We start from the raw sequence: 17606 nt of genomic DNA, 5'->3' as shown, positions 1-17606 counted from the left end.
CTTATTAATTAGAACATCCAAATCGAATACTGGCAAGTCCTTTTATCGTTGTAAGACAGGATTCCAAACTTTTATTTCCTTGATATCATTATCTAAAAAATTTAATTTCTTGTTCAAATAGAAATAATAGAGGAGGCCTTTATGCTCCTCAGGACCGAAGTCATTACAGAGATTATGGAAATACATCTCCCAAAACTGTTTTGGCCCCCCCTGTGATTTGATAATATCAGAAATCATCGGTTGGTACTTATCCTTTTCACTTTGATTTTTACTATCTAAAAAGGAATTATACAAATAATTTACTTCATTCGTTAATGTTTCAATCGTTTCATTACGGACGGCAAACACAGCAAAAGTCATCGGAAGACCTGTTTGTTGATACCAAATCTCACCAAGATCATATGTGTACAGAGCAGGAGATTGCTCACGGCGAGCAGTAATTGCGTCATCCCCGATAAGCAAGCATGCATCATAATCCTTTAACATTTCATCTAGATTTGGCTTTACTATATTATAGGAAACAGTCAGTTTATAGAAATAATCAAGAATAATTTTCAATAAATGAATTGATGTTTCAGAACTAGATGTAAGGGCAACTTTTTTGCCATCTAATTCGTTAATTGGAAATTTTGAAAATAAAAAAATCGAATTAACAGCCCCGTAGGTTGTTACAGATAAATTGGGCAACAGGGTAAAGGAATCAACATGCTTTGCATACGCAAATGAAGAAATCCCACCGATATCAACTCTATCATCTGCCATTGCTTGATTGAGTTGGGCTGGTACTTGCGGAATGAACTGATAGTTTCTTCGTGCTAACTCATCACGGTCTAAATAATAAAAAAATGGTAGGATGTTTGTATAGGAAATTTCTCCAATTCTTAGGCTCATGATTCTTCCCCCCATCTAGTAAACAGTTGATGTTCAACACCCAAACTGTCAAGTGCCTTACCGACAAGGAAATTAATAAGATCATCCATTGTTTTAGGTTGATGATAAAAACCAGGCATTGCAGGTAGGATAATCCCTCCTACTTTTGATACACGTAACATGTTCTCAAGATGCAGTTCATTTAAAGGCGTTTCCCTTGGAACTAAGACAAGCTTACGTCTTTCCTTCAACATGACGTCGGCTGTCCGTTCTAAAAGATTTCCAGATGCTCCATTCGCTATTCCTGCAAGAGTTCCCATTGAACAAGGAATAATAATCATTCCGTCATTTCGATAAGAACCACTTGCGATCGGAGCTGTATAATCGTGAAGATCATGAGTGTGTAATTCACCTGGTAGTCCACCGAATAACTTGTCAATGACAGCATCACGATTAGTTGTATCTAAGTTCAACTCAGCACGAAAGACTTGCCAGGAGGCTTCTGTTAGCACTAGATGGACTTTATATGATTGTCTTAGAAGCTCTTGAACTAAATAAATACCATACTGTGCACCACTTGCACCAGTAATTCCAACAGTATAAATACCTTTTATCGATTGACTCATAGTAGAACATCTCCAATAGCAAAAACAAATAAGACCACACTTAAGATACCATTCATCGGGAAAAATGCTATTTGAACCTTTGATAGATCATCCTCTTTAACAAGAGAGTGTTCATAAACGAGAATTGCTCCTGATATTAACACGCCAATGAAATAGATCCAACCTAATGGTGTTACAAAAAACAAACTTAAAAAAGCAAAAAAACTACCAACATGTAAATAGCGGGCAATGAGTAATGCATGTTTAATTCCAAAACGACTTGGAATAGAGTGAAGTTGATGCTCTTTATCATAATCCGCGTCTTGGGTTGAATAAATAACATCAAATCCTGCAATCCATAGAGCAACCGCCAAGAACAAAAGGAATGCTTCTACAGGCAATGTTCCTGTTGCTCCGACCCAACCTCCGAGTGGGGCAATTCCAATTGTTACACCTAAAATGAGATGGCATGTCCATGTGAAACGCTTCGTATAAGAATAAATGACAAGAAAGAAGACCGCTATCGGCAATAAATAAACAGCCAACATATTTAATTGAAAGGCAGAATAAAATAAAAGAGCAAATGAAACAATAATAAATAACAAAACTTCCATTCTTGAAATTAATCCCGCAGGTATTGCCCGATTAGACGTTCTTGGATTTCTCTTATCAATTTGTTCATCTATCACGCGATTTAATGACATCGCTGCACTTCTAGCACCAACCATCGCGAGCGAGATCCAGATCCATTGGTTGATAGAAGGAAATGTACCATTCATGATCGCAGATCCGAGTATTGCTCCTAAGAAAGCGAACGGTAATGCAAAAACAGTATGTTCAAATTTGATCATTTCTAAGATGATTTTTAATTTTTTAAGCACTTGAATCGGCTCCCATTCTTCTTACTATTAATTTGTTGGTTTCACTCCTAAATGCATAGCAGCAACCCCACCAGAATAAGCCTTTACCTCTATTTGAGTAAGTCCAGCTTCTTTAAACATTTGGGCAAGTTTATTACGGTCAGGAAATGACATCGTCGATTCCTGTAACCAAGAATATTCATCATAGCTTTTTGCAAATAGCTTACCGAAAACAGGCATGATCTTTCTGAAATAAAAAAAGTATAGTTGCTTAAAGACTGGAATCGTTGGTTGTGACGTCTCCAAACAGACAACCATTCCACCAGGTTTAACAACTCGGTGTAACTCTCTTAATACTTGCATATAATCTGGGACATTACGAAGACCAAATCCGATCGTGACATAGTCGAAAGAATTAGAATCATAAGGTAGATCCATCGCATTGCCATGGACAAGCTCAACCTGCTCTAGTCGATGTTCCTTAATTTTTTCCACACCTATTTTAAGCATATTTTTGCTGAAATCGAGTCCAACCACTCGTCCATTTCTTCCGACAGCTTCGCCAAGGGCAATTGTCCAATCCGCTGTTCCACAACAGACATCTAGGGCATGGTCTCCTTTTTGTACGTTCATTCTCTTCATAGTGTCCTTCCGCCACGCCTTATGACGCTGAAAGCTAATGACCGAATTCATAAGATCATATTTCTTATAAATTGATTCAAATACTTGATGAACTCTTTCTTCCTTTGATTGTGCCAACTTACTCACCCTTTGCAACGTTCTCATAAAATGCATGGTCAGATACTTGATCAATATGCCATGTGATAAATGCTTCAATTGAAGTAACTGCTTTGCTATTTTTTATTAAACGATCCTTTACTTCTTCTACTTTTTGCTCAATAATCCCAACAGCATCCTCTAATTGAAGTGTATCTTTAATGATTGATTTAAGTAGTGGTGTTTTTTTACCAGAAAGCCACTCTAATTTTTCACTCACCAATCTCTTTAAATAAAAGAAATCCTTAATCAACTCTTTCCAGGCACTTTGTTCGAAGTAATCTGCGATATTTTGCATTAATCCTGTTTCAATAATTGAGACCGTTTCTTCCAAATCTTCATACTTTCGATCATGGTTTTCATACGTATTCATTTTCACTTCATTTATCTCTTGAATGGTATTGCTGATGACTTGTATAAGGGGAACATGTTTATGCTTAGCCAACATGTGATAATAAAGTCCGACATAATAATCACCAGCTAAGACCGTTAACTGCCTTTTTTTCCTTAATGAATCTGATTGAACTTCATGAAGAGAGACCTCCTCATGAATATCTAAACCAGCCTGCACGAGTAAGGCAGAAAGTGTGAATAACTGAGCATCCTTCTCCGAAAGATTCTCATTCAGCATTGCATATAAGAAACGAATTTTATCTTCGTCCACCACTGGTCTTGGTAAATAGGTCTGCAAATACTGGTGTTTTGTAAGATGATAAAATTGATTTTTTATTTCTTCTACATGCTTGTTATAATGCTCAAAGCTTCCCATACTCTGTCCCCCAAATTCCGTCCAACATTTATAATAATCTAAGTTAGTATACCATAGCCGGTCAGTCTAAGCTAAATGAAAAGCTACTCATCTGTATCAACCGTACCATGACTTGTCTGAATCGTTGCTTTCCCTCTAATTTTCACCGCCGACGTATGTTCAGTAAATTGAGCAATCATCACTTCTCCTTTATCTAATTTTTCCGAGTGATGAAATCTTGTATCAGAACCACGAGTTAATCCAATTACATTAACCCCATTTTCCTTTGCTTTAATTACAAAAAAATCATTATTATTAGCCATTCTATACTCTCCTGTCTTAGTCTTATCTCAGCTATCATGAATATGTAAAGTCTGTATCTTACTATATTAACATAAATTATTCTGATTAGCTGTATTGATCAATCGTTTTCATTTCTAAAAATCTTAGCATATTGCTCAGTAAGAAAGCAAAAGACTAGATCTAACAATAGTGACTTATAAACTGCACTTCGCTTTCTATATCAATTAAAAGCCTGTAACGAGTTGTCTCATTACAGGCTTTGGATAATTAAAGGATAATAGCGATAAGTCCACCGGATCCTTCGTTAATTATTCTTTCTAATGTTTCTTTCAACTTATAGCGTGCATTTTCAGGCATTAGTGATAGCTTTGCAGAAATCCCTTCTCTTACAATTGAGTTAAGTGAACGTCCGAAAATATCAGAGTTCCAAATTGAAAGTGGATTTTCTTCAAAATCCTGCATTAAGTAACGAACAAGCTCTTCACTTTGCTTTTCTGTGCCAATGATTGGAGCAAACTCTGATTCAACATCAACTTTAATCATATGAATCGAAGGAGCAACGGCTTTTAATCGAACACCAAATCTGGATCCTTGACGAATAATTTCCGGCTCATCAAGACTCATATCCGACAAGGCAGGTGCAGCAATACCGTATCCTGTTTGCTTCACCATTCTTAATGCATCGGCAACTTGGTCATACTCTTCTTTAGCATATGCAAAATCCTGCATAAGTTGAAGTAGATGATCCTTACCTCTAATTTCGACACCTACAACTTCTTTTAACACTTGATCATATAAGTCATCTGGTGCATACAAATCGATTTCAGCAATACCTTGGCCCATTTCAATCCCAGCAAGACGTGCGTCATCAATAAATTCATACTCAGTAAAATGTCCGACAACACGATCAACATCGCGAAGACGTTTGATATCTTTAACTGTTTCACGTACAGATTCTTCATAGCTTTGACGTAACCAGTGATCCTCGCGTAATACCATAACCCAGCTCGGAAGATTCACGTTCACTTCATGAACCGGGAATTCATATAATACTTCACGAAGAACATTATTAATATCCTGATCTGTCATGCTTTCAATGCTCATTGATAATACAGGAATATCGTATTCCTCACTTAAGTTTTGACGCAGTTGTTCTGTATCTGGATGATGAGGTCTAACACTATTTACCACCATAATAAATGGCTTGCCAACCTCTTTTAATTCCTCTACAACACGTGCCTCTGATTCTTTATAATCATGACGTGGGATTTCACCAATCGAACCGTCAGTTGTTACAAGAATTCCAAGTGTTGAATGCTCCTGGATTACCTTTCTTGTGCCAATTTCAGCTGCTTCTTGAAATGGAATTGGCTCCTCATACCATGGTGTATTAATCATACGTGGACCATTGTCATCCTCGTACCCTTTCGCACCCGGTACAGCGTATCCAACGCAATCTACCAAACGTATATTGACATCCAAACCATCATCTACATGGACCGATACAGCTTGATTTGGAACAAATTTCGGTTCCGTTGTCATAATCGTTTTTCCTGCTGCACTTTGCGGTAGTTCATCCTGTGCACGTGCTTTTTCTGATTCATTTTCAATATTCGGGAGAACGACTAGCTCCATAAATTTCTTAATGAATGTCGACTTCCCTGTTCGAACCGCACCTACTACTCCGAGATAAATATCGCCGCCTGTACGCTCAGCAATATCTTTAAAAATATCAACCTTTTCCACGTGATCCCCTCCCGATCAGTAAAGATTTGAGATTCATCTTCTTTCCGTAAACCTTGGACACTATCATATCTATGAAATTGTACAAGGTTTATGACTATTCTTTTAAAAAGAATTGTACCCAATGAAAGATGATGTCTCTCGTTTGGGCAAACGAGAAGGGGAAAATCAAAAAATGCCCCTTCCTTTGATTATATATATCAATGGAAGAAGCAAAATAGACCATCTTTTTCTAGTTAATTTCTTAAATTCATAGCAAATGCTGGTTCGCCGTTTTCATCAAGTACATACGGAACACTTCGGGAAGGGACAAAGGCAGAGTGATTATAGAGGATCGATCTTATATCCTCACCTTCTTTAAATGCATGATCGTGTTCTAATAACATCAGATTAAGATCAATTGAATAATCAATAATCACTTCCCGATCCGCTGTAAACAAAAGTGGTAAAAAGGTATCTGAATATGGACTTTGAACATGTGGGTCTTCTTTATAACCAAGTTCTTCATAATCTAGCTTAAATAAGCCATCATCAACAATTTCCTCAATTGGAGCATACGTATTCTGTCTAATATAATCATTCACACGTTGCTGGTATTGTTGAATTACTTTCTGAGCAGTTAGATCAATCACTTTCACCTCAGGCTCGTCCTCGACATTAACAAGTACATATTGAAACACTCCGCCATTTTCAAAGGCTGTACCTGGCGGCTGTTGGAGATAACGAGGAATCAATTGATTAAATTCAATAATATACCGGCTGTATAATGAAGTGTTCTCATCAAATGTTCGAATCGGAAGCATTCCCGTATCTTCCTTAAATTGCTTAATCGCAAATTGAACAGATTCAAGTTGATCTGGGTAAGCCACTCTATTTTCCATCCGTTGATTTTCTGGTAAAAAACAACCAGTTAACAATAACAATACGAAGCAAATACTGCCTATCAAAACTTGTTTCATTACTCAATCATGACTCCTTTATAATCATGTAGATGTCGGCCCACCAAGAACAATAAAAAAGACAATAATTCCAGATATCATTAAACAAATAAAAGAAAAAACAAGAACGGTCGTTTGCAGCCAGCCTTTTAATTTTGCACGACTAAAAATAGCCGTACCAGCTGAAACAAACATCAGACCAAGAGCAATAAATGAAATCCACATATTTAACAACGCTTGAGACACAAATGATTCCTCACTTTCATAACAATTCTGTCATATAGTATATCACAGATTGTCCAGCAGAGCGTTCTTCCCTTTTGGACAATCTGTGAAGCATTAGCTTGTCCCGCAAAAAAAGGTTGAAGAAGTGGGGGCACACTTCTTCAACCCTGACGAAACCCTTCGTCGAGTACACAGCCCTATAGTAGTAATGTTCGTTCCTTAAAGTATATGCAAAAGCCACTTGATTGACTGTGGTTTTCGCCTAACACACTTTATTTTTTATTGAACATTTTAGCAAGCGAAGCAAAGTCCATTGGCATATCGTTTTTAACAATCGCTTCAACAATTTGATCTTCTTTTTCCTTTGTTACTTCTTTATTTGCTAGTTTTGCTACGTCTTTAATTAATTGTCTAACTGTTTCTTCATCTTGAAGGTTTGCATTACTTACTGAGTTTGCTAGCTTTAATAATTCATCTGGTCTTACACTAGTCTTCTTAGAGATTTGATCCATAAAGTCACTGTTTCCAAACATGTGATGCCCTCCCTCAATCGTAATATCACCATATCATATGCCGAAGAACGAAGATGGTGCATGCTTGCAAGAAAAGAATGGCTGATTATTGGTTAAATATCTATTTTCACATCGAAAAAACCGCTGATGGATTTCACCATTTTCAGCGGTTTTTTTCTTTTGTTCAGAATTAGTCCTCTTTAAAATCAGCTTGCAAGAGATCTGTTGGCAATCGTTCAACTTCATGTTTTTTGACACGACCCATCAGCTCACCAGTTGCCTCCTTTGGACTAAGCTGTTCAAATAAAACTTTATATAATGCGTTTGTAATTGGCATTTCAACATTTATTTGTTTAGCTAATTCATATGTAGCTTTCGTTGTTCGAATTCCTTCAACAACCATACCCATTGTATCAAGAACTTCTTCTAATGTCTTTCCTTGTCCAAGTAACTGACCTGCACGGTAATTTCTCGAATGAATGCTCGTGCACGTAACAATTAAATCACCTAAACCGGAAAGACCAGCAAATGTCATTGGGTTTGCACCAAGTGCCATACCAATCCGGGCAATCTCAGTTAACCCTCTTGTCATAATCGCTGCTTTCGTATTATCCCCTAGACCTAGTCCTTCAGTTAGCCCACAAACAAGTGCAATAATATTTTTTAAAGCACCACCGATTTCAACACCAATTAAATCAGGATTTGTATAGACACGGAAATATTGATTAAAGAATAAATCCTGAGCGAGTTCTGACGCCTGTTCACTCTTTGAGGAAACAGTAACGGTTGTCGGTTGATGTTTACTGACTTCTTCTGCATGACTTGGACCTGAGAGAACGACAACATGCTTTAAGAAGTTAGAACCTGTAAATTCCTCTTCAATAATTTCTGATATTCGCTTATGTGTACCTGGCTCAATCCCTTTACTAGCGTGGATGACCGTGACATCACGAGATATGATTAGTTTAAGCTCCTGAACTGTTTCTCTCATTGCTTTAGTAGGGACAACCAGTAAGATAATCTCTGTATCTTTAACGGCATCTGCTAGGATATAATGACCTTTTATTTGTGAAGGAAGAGTAATACCTGGTAAGTATTTAGAGTTTGTTTTCTGATGGTTGATTTCATCAATCTGCTCTTTCCTTCTCCCCCAAAGTCGGACATCATGCCCATTATCCGCTAAAACCATCGCTAGAGCTGTTCCCCAACTTCCTGCACCAATGACAGCAACCTTCTTCATCACACAATTCCCTCCCAAACTTCAGATTAAACTATTTTGTTTTTTGACCAATACGACTCTCATTTCCAGATAAAAGACGTTGAACATTAGTACGATGTCTCCATAAAGATAAAAGAGCTACAACAATTGTCAAATAGAAATAGGCATCTGGATAATCACCCATGATAAATGTCACAATCGATGTACCAATGACAAATATAAGAGATCCTAGAGAGACATACTTTGTAAAAATGATACTAAGTATGGCAATAATTCCGGCAATCAGAGCTGGTAAAAATACTAAAGTAGCTAAAACACCAATTGTTGTCGCTACCCCTTTCCCCCCACGAAAACCATAATATATTGGCCAGTTATGGCCAATAATGGCCGCGAATCCGGCTAATGCTGGAAATACACCCATGTTATCTGGAGCTAGTAGCACACCAAACCAGACAGCCGCAATCCCCTTAAGTATATCAAGTGAAAGTACAGCAACAGCAGGGCCTACACCAAGAACACGTAAGGTATTTGTCGCACCTGCATTCCCACTTCCATGTTGACGAATGTCGACTTTCCTAATTTTTTTTGCGATTAAATAACTAAAGCTAATCGAACCGAGTAAATAACTGAAAATTATGACGAATATGAGGGCAATAGCCATTGTTCCTTCCTCCATATCGCTCTCTCTCCCTTTTACACATTTTTCTTTCTAGCAAAAATTTTAATCGGCGTTCCTTCAAATTCAAAAGTTGCTCTTAAGCGATTTTCTAAAAACCGTTCATATGAAAAATGCATCAATTCTGGTTCATTTACGAAGAAAACAAAAGTTGGTGGTTCGACAGCAACCTGTGTCACATAATTAATCTTTAAACGCTTCCCCTTATCGGTTGGTGTAGGGTTCATTGCAACAGCATCCATAATCATATCATTCAACACGTTTGTAGGTACACGTAGTGAGTGGTTTTGTGAAACCTTAAGTACCATTGGTAGCACATGCTGGAGACGTTGCTTTTTCAAAGCTGAAACAAATAAGATTGGCGCATACGTTAAGAATAAGAGCTCTTCTCTTAGTTTCGTTTCAAAGTTTTTCATTGTTTTGTCGTCTTTTTCAATTGCATCCCATTTGTTGACAACAATGATAACCGCTCGTCCTGCCTCGTGTGCATAACCAGCAATCTTTTTATCTTGTTCAATTAGTCCCTCCTCTGCATTAATTACAACGAGAACGACATTCGAACGTTCAATTGCTTTTAGTGAACGCAGGACACTGTACTTTTCAGTAGCCTCGTAAACTTTTCCGCGTTTTCTCATACCTGCCGTATCGATCAAGACATAATCTTGATCATCCCGCGAAAAAGGTGTGTCAATTGCATCGCGAGTCGTTCCAGGAATATTACTCACAATTACGCGTTCTTCGCCAAGCATTGCATTGACAATAGACGATTTTCCAACATTAGGTCGTCCAATTAATGATATGCGGATGGTATCCTCATCATACGGATCTTCTTGTTCTTCAGGAAAATGATTGATAACGGCATCAAGAAGATCCCCTAATCCTAGTCCGTGTGAGCCTGAAATAGGGTAAGGTGTATCCATCCCTAAAGAGTAAAATTCGTATAATTCTTCATGCATTTCTGGATTATCAATTTTATTTACACCAAGAACGACCGGCTTGTCTGAGCGGAATAAGATTTTAGATACTTCTTGATCGGCTGCAGTAATTCCTTCTCTTCCATTAACAATAAAAATAATCACATCAGCTTCTTTAATCGCTAGCTCTGCTTGTGCTCTCATTTGAATCAGTAATGGTTCATCACCAAGCTCAATACCTCCAGTGTCAATTAGGTTAAATTCACGATTTAACCATTCACCTCTGCTGTATATACGATCACGAGTAACACCTGGCATATCCTCTACAATGGCTACTCTTTCTCCTACTATTCGATTAAAAATTGTTGATTTCCCGACATTTGGACGTCCCACTATTGCTACAACTGGCTTTGACATTCAGTCACAACCTTCCTTCTAAATTTCCAAGTATTTCTTTACAACTTGTTCATTTTATCTGATTTCCCGAATATTGTCGACCATTTCTCCATTTTAATTGGGATGAAGCCATTTTAGAAAGTGTGATCGAGAGCATTCGTAACAACCAACCGACTCCATAAATACTACAAATAATTGCCAACACATCAAAAAAATAGGCACTACCAATCGCACTACTAGTATCAAAAAAATTCTCATTAAACTTAACTAACAGCTCCCCGTGCATAACACCAACAATACCAAGAATAAGCCTTGTTTTAAACGTATTTGACATTAAATAAGCTAACATTGCTGATACACTTCCAATCATCCAACGACTATCGATTATTTGGACAACGGGATCAAAGATCAGTATGAATTGAAATCCTGCATAAAACGCGGCAATGCCAATCGTGGAAATCGGAAAGCTGAAATATTTTTGTCTTTTCTTAAATTGTCCAATTTGGTAATAAATAAATAGCAAAAATAATAAAAACACAATGTGAAAGGTTCGTTCACTTATCGTTATCGTTATCGGAAAAAGACATAACAAAAGCAAAATGGCAAATGCACTCCAAAAACGCTTTGATGATTTAGTCCATAAAAAGGTAATGATAATCCAAAATCCCCACCCAAACCAATATAAAAAAACCCCGTCCATTTCTTCCCCTCCTCTTACTAAAGTATCGACGAACAGGAATAATTTTAACCATTTTGATACATAGAAAGAGTAGAAAAAGGGCAAAATAAGCGTTGAAATTTAGGTTTTCTGAGGAGGTATGAATAATGGGAAAAGATCGTCAAGAACAGAAGCTAAAAGAATCTAACCGAGTTGAATCAGATCGCGATCAAAGCATAAAGTACTCAGGGGCTAGTGAATTACAAAGTCCAGAAGAGGCAAGAGAGCAACAACGCAAATAAAGAAATCCCCAAAAGACAATTGTCTTTTGGGGATTTCCTAAATCCTTATCTTTAATATCCTTTTCCTGTACGTAAGCTGTAATTTAACGGATCAATCCCTCTTTGACTAGCCCAATGATAGGTCTGTCCAGATAAAACGATAGGGACATTCATTAATTCAAGAGGATTATCTGCTTGAACGGCTGCTAATATATAACGAAGCTCCATATGCATGGTCTCTATTTCCTTGATTAACGCCTCTTGACCTTGATTCGTTAGAATTCTAAGGAAATGACCAGCAAAACCACCTGCTTTCGCCCCAAGCGCTAACGCTTTAGCCAAGTCTAGTGATGATTGGATGCCTCCTGAAGCAATGACTTCTACATCTTTTTGTACCGAACATGCTTCCAGGATAGAACAGGTTGTTGAAATTCCCCAGTCTTCAAATACACTTAAGCGTCTTTCTCTACGTTCATTTTCTATTTTAGAAAAATTAGTTCCCCCATAGCCACCTATATCTACAATAGACACCCCGACTGAGGCTAGTCTATCAACAGTCTCTTTACTCATTCCAAAGCCAACTTCTTTGACGACAACAGGAACATCCAAATGACGAACAATTGATTCAATTCGAGTCAATGTATTACTGAAATCACGATCGCCCTCTGGCATTACTAATTCCTGAATGATATTCAAATGGATTTGCATTGCATTTGCCTCTAACATATCAACAGCCTGTTTTGCTTGTTCAACGGTTGCTTCACTACCAAGGTTTGCGAAAACAACTCCACTTGGATTTGCTTTTCTAACAATTTGATAACTTCGTCGTTGTTCTACATCACGAATCGCAGACATTTGTGAACCAACTGCCATCGCAACACCTGTTTCAGCTGCAACTTCAGCAAATTCTCGATTAATCTGTTCAGTTTTTTCGCCACCGCCACCAGTCATTGCATTAATAAAAATCGGCGAACTTAAATGAAGTTCGCCGATTATAGATGAGAGACTGATAGCTTCAACCTTCGACTCAGGGATACTATTATGAACAAAAGTAACATCGTCAAAACCATGAAAACGACTTTGTCCTGTTTTTAATGCATGGTTAATATGATCTATTTTCCGAGTCGATCTACTCAAAGCCACATCACCTATTTTTTATATTTATTTAATTGATCGCCAATCATATCTCCTAAAGAAAAACCGGTTGGTTCATCTCTTTTGGATGCTGCATAGGCTTTATAATCTTCCTCATTTGATTCTTCTTCTTCTATTAGAGCTCTGATGCTTAATGAAATTCGTTTTTCATCAGCATTAACATCAAGCACCTTCACTTGAACTTTTTCACCTTCTGATAGTGCCTCGGACGGAGTTCCAATATGACGATTAGCAATTTGTGATATGTGTACAAGTCCTTCAACACCTGGAGCGACTTCAACAAATGCGCCAAACGTCACAAGACGACGAACGGTTCCTTCTAATACATCACCTGTTTTCACGGTTTCTGAAAAAGATTCCCATGGACCCGCTAATGTATCTTTAATCGATAGTGAGACGCGCTCTCCATCAATATCAACTGAAAGAATTTTCACTTTCACTGCGTCACCTTCTGATACAACGTCAGATGGCTTCTCAACACGTTGATGTGCTAGCTGAGAAATATGTACTAGACCATCTATACCACCAATATCAACGAAAGCACCAAAGTCTGTAAGTCTTTGTACTTTTCCTTCGACAATATCACCTGTTCTTAGTGATTGAAGCACATTACGTTTTTTAAATTCAACCTCTTCATCGAGCACAGAACGTTGTGAAAGAATCAACTTATTATTTTCTTGGTCAATTTCGGCAACCTTTAAACGAAGTCTGCGCCCTTTATAGTCAGAAAAATCTTCAACAAAGTGGCGTTCAACCAATGATGCTGGAATAAAACCACGAACACCTACATCAACGACTAAACCACCTTTAACAACCTCTGCTACTTCTGCTTCAATAATTTCACCTGACTGATATGCTTGTTGGAGTTCGTCCCATGCTTTCTCCGCTTGTACTGCACGCTTGGAAAGAATCAGCTCATCGTCTTCTACCTTAATTACTTTTAACTCGAGCTCATCGTCAACTGAAAGAACATCGCTCACTTTTTCAATGTGTAAACTTGAAAGTTCGCTAATTGGAACGATGCCATCTACTTTAAACCCGACGTGAACAAACGCCTGTTTTTCTTCGACTTTCGTTACCTTACCTGTGACAATTTCACCTACAGATAAAGACTTAAATTCTGTCATTTCATTGTTCATTTCTTCGACCATTTGACTTTTGCCTCCTTCAATACTCGCAGCTTGGTGCGGTATTCTGTTTATTATTATAAAATCTTTCACACTTGCGAAAGAATATGAATAACAGATTAATTTGTTGTTTCAATTAAATGTTTAATTTCCTTCATAATAAGCTCCGTAGCATCTTCAGCGGTAGCTTTGTTTTCTTTCATATCAGTGAAATCAATTGGTTTTCCATAAACAAGTATTAATGTATTCCTTTTATATGGTCCAATTATCGCACATGGAACAACAGTAGCATTAGATCGTAATGCAAAAAATCCAGCCCCTGCCATTCCTTTTCCTAATTGACCATTTTTACTACGTGTACCTTCAGGAAATAGGCCAATCATTTCTCCGTTTTTCAATAGAGTTAAAGCCGTTCTTAATGCTTGCTTATCACTCATTCCACGTCGAACTGGAAATGCACCAAGTTTTGGTAGTAGCCCTTTTAATACAGGCTTTTCAAATAACTCCTGCTTTGCCATATAATGAACCTTACGCGTAATGTACGCCCCAAGCAAAGGTGGATCAAAATTACTAATATGATTACAACAAAGAATCACTCCTCCTTCATTAGGAATGTTCTCTTTGCCAATGATTTTTACGTTATAAGAGCTAGATAGAAACAAACGGCTAACCGCCTGACCCACTTCATAAATCCCCATACTATACCGTTCTCTCCTTTGTTAAATCGATAATTGCATCTGCCACCTCGGGGATCGTTAAATGCGTTGAATCAATTTCTATAGCATCATCGGCTTTTCTTAAAGGAGCAAATACGCGGCTAGAATCTAGTTCATCACGTCTAGCAATCTCAATCTTAAGTTGTTCATAATCTGACTGAAGTCCTTTAGCTTGAAGCTCCTCATGACGTCGTCGTGCCCGCTCCTCGACAGTAGCTGTTAAAAACACCTTAACTTCAGCTTTCGGTAAAACATAAGTCCCTATGTCTCTACCGTCCAAAACAGCACGTCCCACTTTTGCTAGTAGTCTTTGACGTTCGACCATTTCAGTTCGCACCTCTTCATGACTCGATACGAGCGACACATTTGAGGTTACTTCATTGGAACGGATTTGTTCAGTGATATCCTCATTATTAAGAAATACTTTTACTTGCTCTGAGTCATGTTTTAAATCAATTGTAAGCGTATCTAAAAGGGTACGTAATTCAGAACCATTTTCTAAATTTACCCTTTGACGTAGTGCAGCAAACGTTAACGAACGATACATGGCACCAGTATCAATATACAAATATGATAACTTCTCTGCAACAAGCTTAGCTACTGTACTTTTCCCTGCACCTGCAGGTCCATCGATTGCAATATTCATCTGTTTTACACCTTCCAGCAAACTTCCTAAATTGGATTTAAATAAATTTTATCATACTCTCACCTTACCGGTCTAACGAAAGAAACAATTCATACACTAAATTTGCTCTTTTCTTCTAAGAAGCAATTGTCTTTCAAAACAAAAACGGATGATTTTCTGCTGATCCTGATCAGCAATCGTAGAAAACTGTAATGAAGCTCTTTCACGCTCATTAGCTGTCTTGATAATACGAATAATTTTGCATATCGTCTTAACGTAAACCATTTCTCCTGATTGCATTGTTAAAGCGAGCCAAAGTTCTATCTCACCTTTTTCAGGTAATGATTTTCCAGGTGGAATCACAACCGCACACCCACCACCACTAATGTCTACAGTTATTGACCGAAAGGGGGCAAACTCATTAGAAGTAGGATGGACAGCAACATCTACTGACGTTTCTACCCTGACATAATTTCTTCTCTGAATTCTTGTATACCTATCTTCTCCTGGATTTTTAATAAATAAGACAGGAATATTTATCTTTTTTCGACCGACTATCTCAGTGTCAAAGCTATAAACAGCCTGGTCATTGCCAACGAAAGAAGCTCTAAATTCTGTTCCATCAAAAAAGAAACTAGGTTTTTGGGTATTTTCATTAATTGGATAATCTATTACTAAATTAGTCTCGGTTCTATCGACCAAACGGCAACGAAAGCGCTGAGGTTTTGTTTCTTTTTCATCAACTTCTTGCAACTCCAAGAAGATGGTTGCACCTATTTCTATCACACTTATTTTCTCCTCTCATACAAAATGAGCAATTTGTATAGATATTTCTATTATTACACGAAAAGAAAAAAAGAAGAAGCCTTAGAAGCCTCTTCTTTAATTTCTTTCATCATTTTAGCTAAAATCGTACACAGGTTCTGCTGGTTCAAGTAACTCAACCTTCTCTTCTTCACCATCTTCAGCATTAACAAAAATACGATAGGTGTTATCGTCAATGACTCCAAAGAACTCATAGCAAAGAACTTCTTGACCTAAGTCATTTTCAATGACTGCTATGTGATCCTCCATAACTTCAAGGCGGGGATTTAGACGATCTTTCGCCTCTTCCGCAGTAAGTTTCGGCTCAGGAATCGTTCTTTCCTTATGGTTTATTAAATAGCTTTTCGCTTCATATCCCAAAATATCACCATCATCAAGTGCGACTTCAAGTCGGATAAGATCTGGGTATATTCTAACACCTTCATCAATATAGACGTATTCTAACATCCCAATTGAATTATATTGTTTACTTTCTACAAGTTGCATACCATCTTTGTCATGCTTCTCTAAGAATTCCTGTCCTCTTTTAACTGCCTCATTTAAACCGATCTCCGGCTCTTCCACTTGTCGATCTTGCAAGAACCATAACGGTTGTCCACCAAAAACACTTAGATCCATGTAGTAGTGTTTTTCATGCTCAGGGTCATCAATGACAATAGTGTATGCAGGATACTCCAGTCCATTCCCGGTCTCTGACACATGTACGTCTGTTTCTTCACTCATGTCTAAGTACTCTAGAGCTATCGACTCAGCTTCTTCCTTTGATGTCTCTTCGCCAGACTCTAGTGCTTTTTTCAACTCACCATTTAAATCGTCAATTGATGCTAGACTTGCACCCCATTCTGTCTCACTATATCCTTTTACTGATTTATTCATAATCTCGAAATTCGCAACTAATTTGTTATCAATCGGCTCCTTAGATTCCTCAAGTGCCTGTTCAACATCTAACCAACGATCTCCGTTACTTAGCATCATTCCTTGTGCATGACGAATTTCATCACGGATTTCACTTGAATATCCGTATAATTTCTTAAGTGTCTCATACTCCTCATCGGTCAGAGGGTCTTTTTCCAAATCCCTAATCGATGTTCGATAACTGAAACGACCTAGTTTAAATAGAAATTCTTCTGTTTTCCCTATTTCAACAAAATTTAAAGGAAGTTGCCCAATATCTTCTCTTGCCAAGCTTGTTAAACGCCAAACCTCTGACAAAGCCGGCGTTAATTGACGGCGTGTATTCATTGCTAAAGTAGATCCAAGCTCTTCCTCGATCTGATCTAAGTGAAAAGCCAATTCATGAAACGCTCGTTGATAATTATTTTCCGCTGTAATACTTAGTGTTTCATTTTTACTCTGCTCTTGAAATCCCCAGATTCCAGTCGCGATAACAGCAATTGTTAAAAAACCAATTATAAAATTTCGCACCATCTCTT

The 17606-nt window shown here is 37.7% G+C and carries 21 protein-coding genes; 1 reads left to right on the top strand and 20 read right to left on the bottom strand.

Translation table 11 applies throughout. The features are described 5' to 3' along the window. Positions 1–42: 42 nt before the first annotated feature. The 14 genes from J7W16_RS05520 to J7W16_RS05455 form a co-directional block, all read right to left on the bottom strand. Positions 43–891 (bottom strand): menaquinone biosynthesis protein, encoded by an 849-nt coding sequence (locus J7W16_RS05520; RefSeq protein WP_210596276.1) that lies wholly within the window; start codon positions 889–891, stop codon positions 43–45. Further along, the gene (locus J7W16_RS05515) at positions 888–1496 is read right to left on the bottom strand and encodes a UbiX family flavin prenyltransferase (protein WP_210596275.1); all 609 of its coding nucleotides are present in this window, start codon (positions 1494–1496) and stop codon (positions 888–890) included. The genes J7W16_RS05520 and J7W16_RS05515 overlap by 4 nt, the downstream gene beginning before the upstream one ends. Continuing rightward, positions 1493–2356, bottom strand: a complete 864-nt coding sequence (locus J7W16_RS05510; protein WP_210596274.1) for a UbiA-like polyprenyltransferase — start codon at positions 2354–2356, stop codon at positions 1493–1495. The genes J7W16_RS05515 and J7W16_RS05510 overlap by 4 nt, the downstream gene beginning before the upstream one ends. A 27-nt stretch (positions 2357–2383) precedes the next feature. After that, positions 2384–3094 (bottom strand): demethylmenaquinone methyltransferase, encoded by a 711-nt coding sequence (locus J7W16_RS05505; RefSeq protein ID WP_210596273.1) that lies wholly within the window; start codon positions 3092–3094, stop codon positions 2384–2386. Between the two features lies 1 nt (position 3095). Continuing rightward, on the bottom strand, positions 3096–3881 hold the full coding sequence (locus J7W16_RS05500) for a heptaprenyl diphosphate synthase component 1 (RefSeq protein WP_210596272.1): 786 nt from the start codon (positions 3879–3881) through the stop codon (positions 3096–3098). An 83-nt stretch (positions 3882–3964) separates the two neighbouring features. Beyond that, positions 3965–4183, bottom strand: a complete 219-nt coding sequence (gene mtrB / locus J7W16_RS05495; protein ID WP_210596271.1) for a trp RNA-binding attenuation protein MtrB — start codon at positions 4181–4183, stop codon at positions 3965–3967. A gap of 247 nt (positions 4184–4430) precedes the next feature. Beyond that, on the bottom strand, positions 4431–5909 hold the full coding sequence (gene spoIVA / locus J7W16_RS05490; protein WP_210596270.1) for a stage IV sporulation protein A: 1479 nt from the start codon (positions 5907–5909) through the stop codon (positions 4431–4433). A gap of 233 nt (positions 5910–6142) precedes the next feature. Further along, positions 6143–6865: a hypothetical protein gene (locus tag J7W16_RS05485; protein ID WP_210596269.1), complete on the bottom strand. Its 723-nt coding sequence runs from the start codon at positions 6863–6865 to the stop codon at positions 6143–6145. A gap of 24 nt (positions 6866–6889) precedes the next feature. Continuing rightward, positions 6890–7090 (bottom strand): DUF2768 domain-containing protein, encoded by a 201-nt coding sequence (locus tag J7W16_RS05480; RefSeq protein ID WP_210596268.1) that lies wholly within the window; start codon positions 7088–7090, stop codon positions 6890–6892. A 251-nt stretch (positions 7091–7341) separates the two neighbouring features. Next, positions 7342–7602: a stage VI sporulation protein F gene (locus J7W16_RS05475; protein WP_210596267.1), complete on the bottom strand. Its 261-nt coding sequence runs from the start codon at positions 7600–7602 to the stop codon at positions 7342–7344. A gap of 169 nt (positions 7603–7771) precedes the next feature. Further along, positions 7772–8821 (bottom strand): NAD(P)H-dependent glycerol-3-phosphate dehydrogenase, encoded by a 1050-nt coding sequence (locus J7W16_RS05470; RefSeq protein WP_210596647.1) that lies wholly within the window; start codon positions 8819–8821, stop codon positions 7772–7774. Between the two features lie 31 nt (positions 8822–8852). Continuing rightward, the gene (gene plsY, locus J7W16_RS05465) at positions 8853–9476 is read right to left on the bottom strand and encodes a glycerol-3-phosphate 1-O-acyltransferase PlsY (RefSeq protein ID WP_246879862.1); all 624 of its coding nucleotides are present in this window, start codon (positions 9474–9476) and stop codon (positions 8853–8855) included. A 17-nt stretch (positions 9477–9493) separates the two neighbouring features. Then, complete coding sequence (gene der / locus J7W16_RS05460) at positions 9494–10807, bottom strand: ribosome biogenesis GTPase Der (protein ID WP_210596266.1); 1314 nt, start codon at positions 10805–10807, stop codon at positions 9494–9496. Between the two features lie 49 nt (positions 10808–10856). Next, a complete protein-coding gene (locus tag J7W16_RS05455; RefSeq protein WP_210596265.1) occupies positions 10857–11486 on the bottom strand; it encodes a YphA family membrane protein in 630 nt (209 codons plus the stop codon). A gap of 125 nt (positions 11487–11611) precedes the next feature. On the opposite strand from J7W16_RS05455, the gene J7W16_RS05450 reads away from it, so the two are divergent. Next, a complete protein-coding gene (locus J7W16_RS05450) occupies positions 11612–11746 on the top strand; it encodes a YpzI family protein (RefSeq protein ID WP_210596264.1) in 135 nt (44 codons plus the stop codon). A gap of 51 nt (positions 11747–11797) precedes the next feature. Here the strand turns inward: J7W16_RS05450 and fni are convergent, their stop codons facing one another. The 6 genes from fni to ypeB all read right to left on the bottom strand — a co-directional run bounded on the left by fni (position 11798) and on the right by ypeB (position 17601). Then, entirely contained in the window at positions 11798–12862 is a 1065-nt protein-coding gene (gene fni, locus J7W16_RS05445) for a type 2 isopentenyl-diphosphate Delta-isomerase (RefSeq protein WP_210596262.1), read from the bottom strand. An 11-nt stretch (positions 12863–12873) separates the two neighbouring features. Then, positions 12874–14031 (bottom strand): 30S ribosomal protein S1, encoded by a 1158-nt coding sequence (rpsA, locus tag J7W16_RS05440; RefSeq protein WP_210596249.1) that lies wholly within the window; start codon positions 14029–14031, stop codon positions 12874–12876. 95 nt (positions 14032–14126) lie between these two features. Continuing rightward, on the bottom strand, positions 14127–14705 hold the full coding sequence (locus J7W16_RS05435; RefSeq protein WP_210596247.1) for a lysophospholipid acyltransferase family protein: 579 nt from the start codon (positions 14703–14705) through the stop codon (positions 14127–14129). Position 14706: 1 nt separating this feature from the next. After that, positions 14707–15369, bottom strand: coding sequence for a (d)CMP kinase (gene cmk / locus J7W16_RS05430; protein ID WP_210596245.1), 663 nt, complete (start codon positions 15367–15369; stop codon positions 14707–14709). Positions 15370–15465: 96 nt separating this feature from the next. Further along, positions 15466–16134, bottom strand: a complete 669-nt coding sequence (locus J7W16_RS05425; protein WP_210596243.1) for a flagellar brake protein — start codon at positions 16132–16134, stop codon at positions 15466–15468. Positions 16135–16248: 114 nt separating this feature from the next. After that, positions 16249–17601, bottom strand: a complete 1353-nt coding sequence (gene ypeB, locus J7W16_RS05420) for a germination protein YpeB (RefSeq protein ID WP_210596236.1) — start codon at positions 17599–17601, stop codon at positions 16249–16251. Positions 17602–17606: the final 5 nt, after the last annotated feature.

Origin of the sequence: Halalkalibacter suaedae (genome assembly GCF_017939705.1) — a bacterium.
Lineage (GTDB): Bacteria > Bacillota > Bacilli > Bacillales > Bacillaceae_D > Halalkalibacter > Halalkalibacter suaedae.
This window is presented reverse-complemented; position numbering and strand designations above follow the sequence as displayed.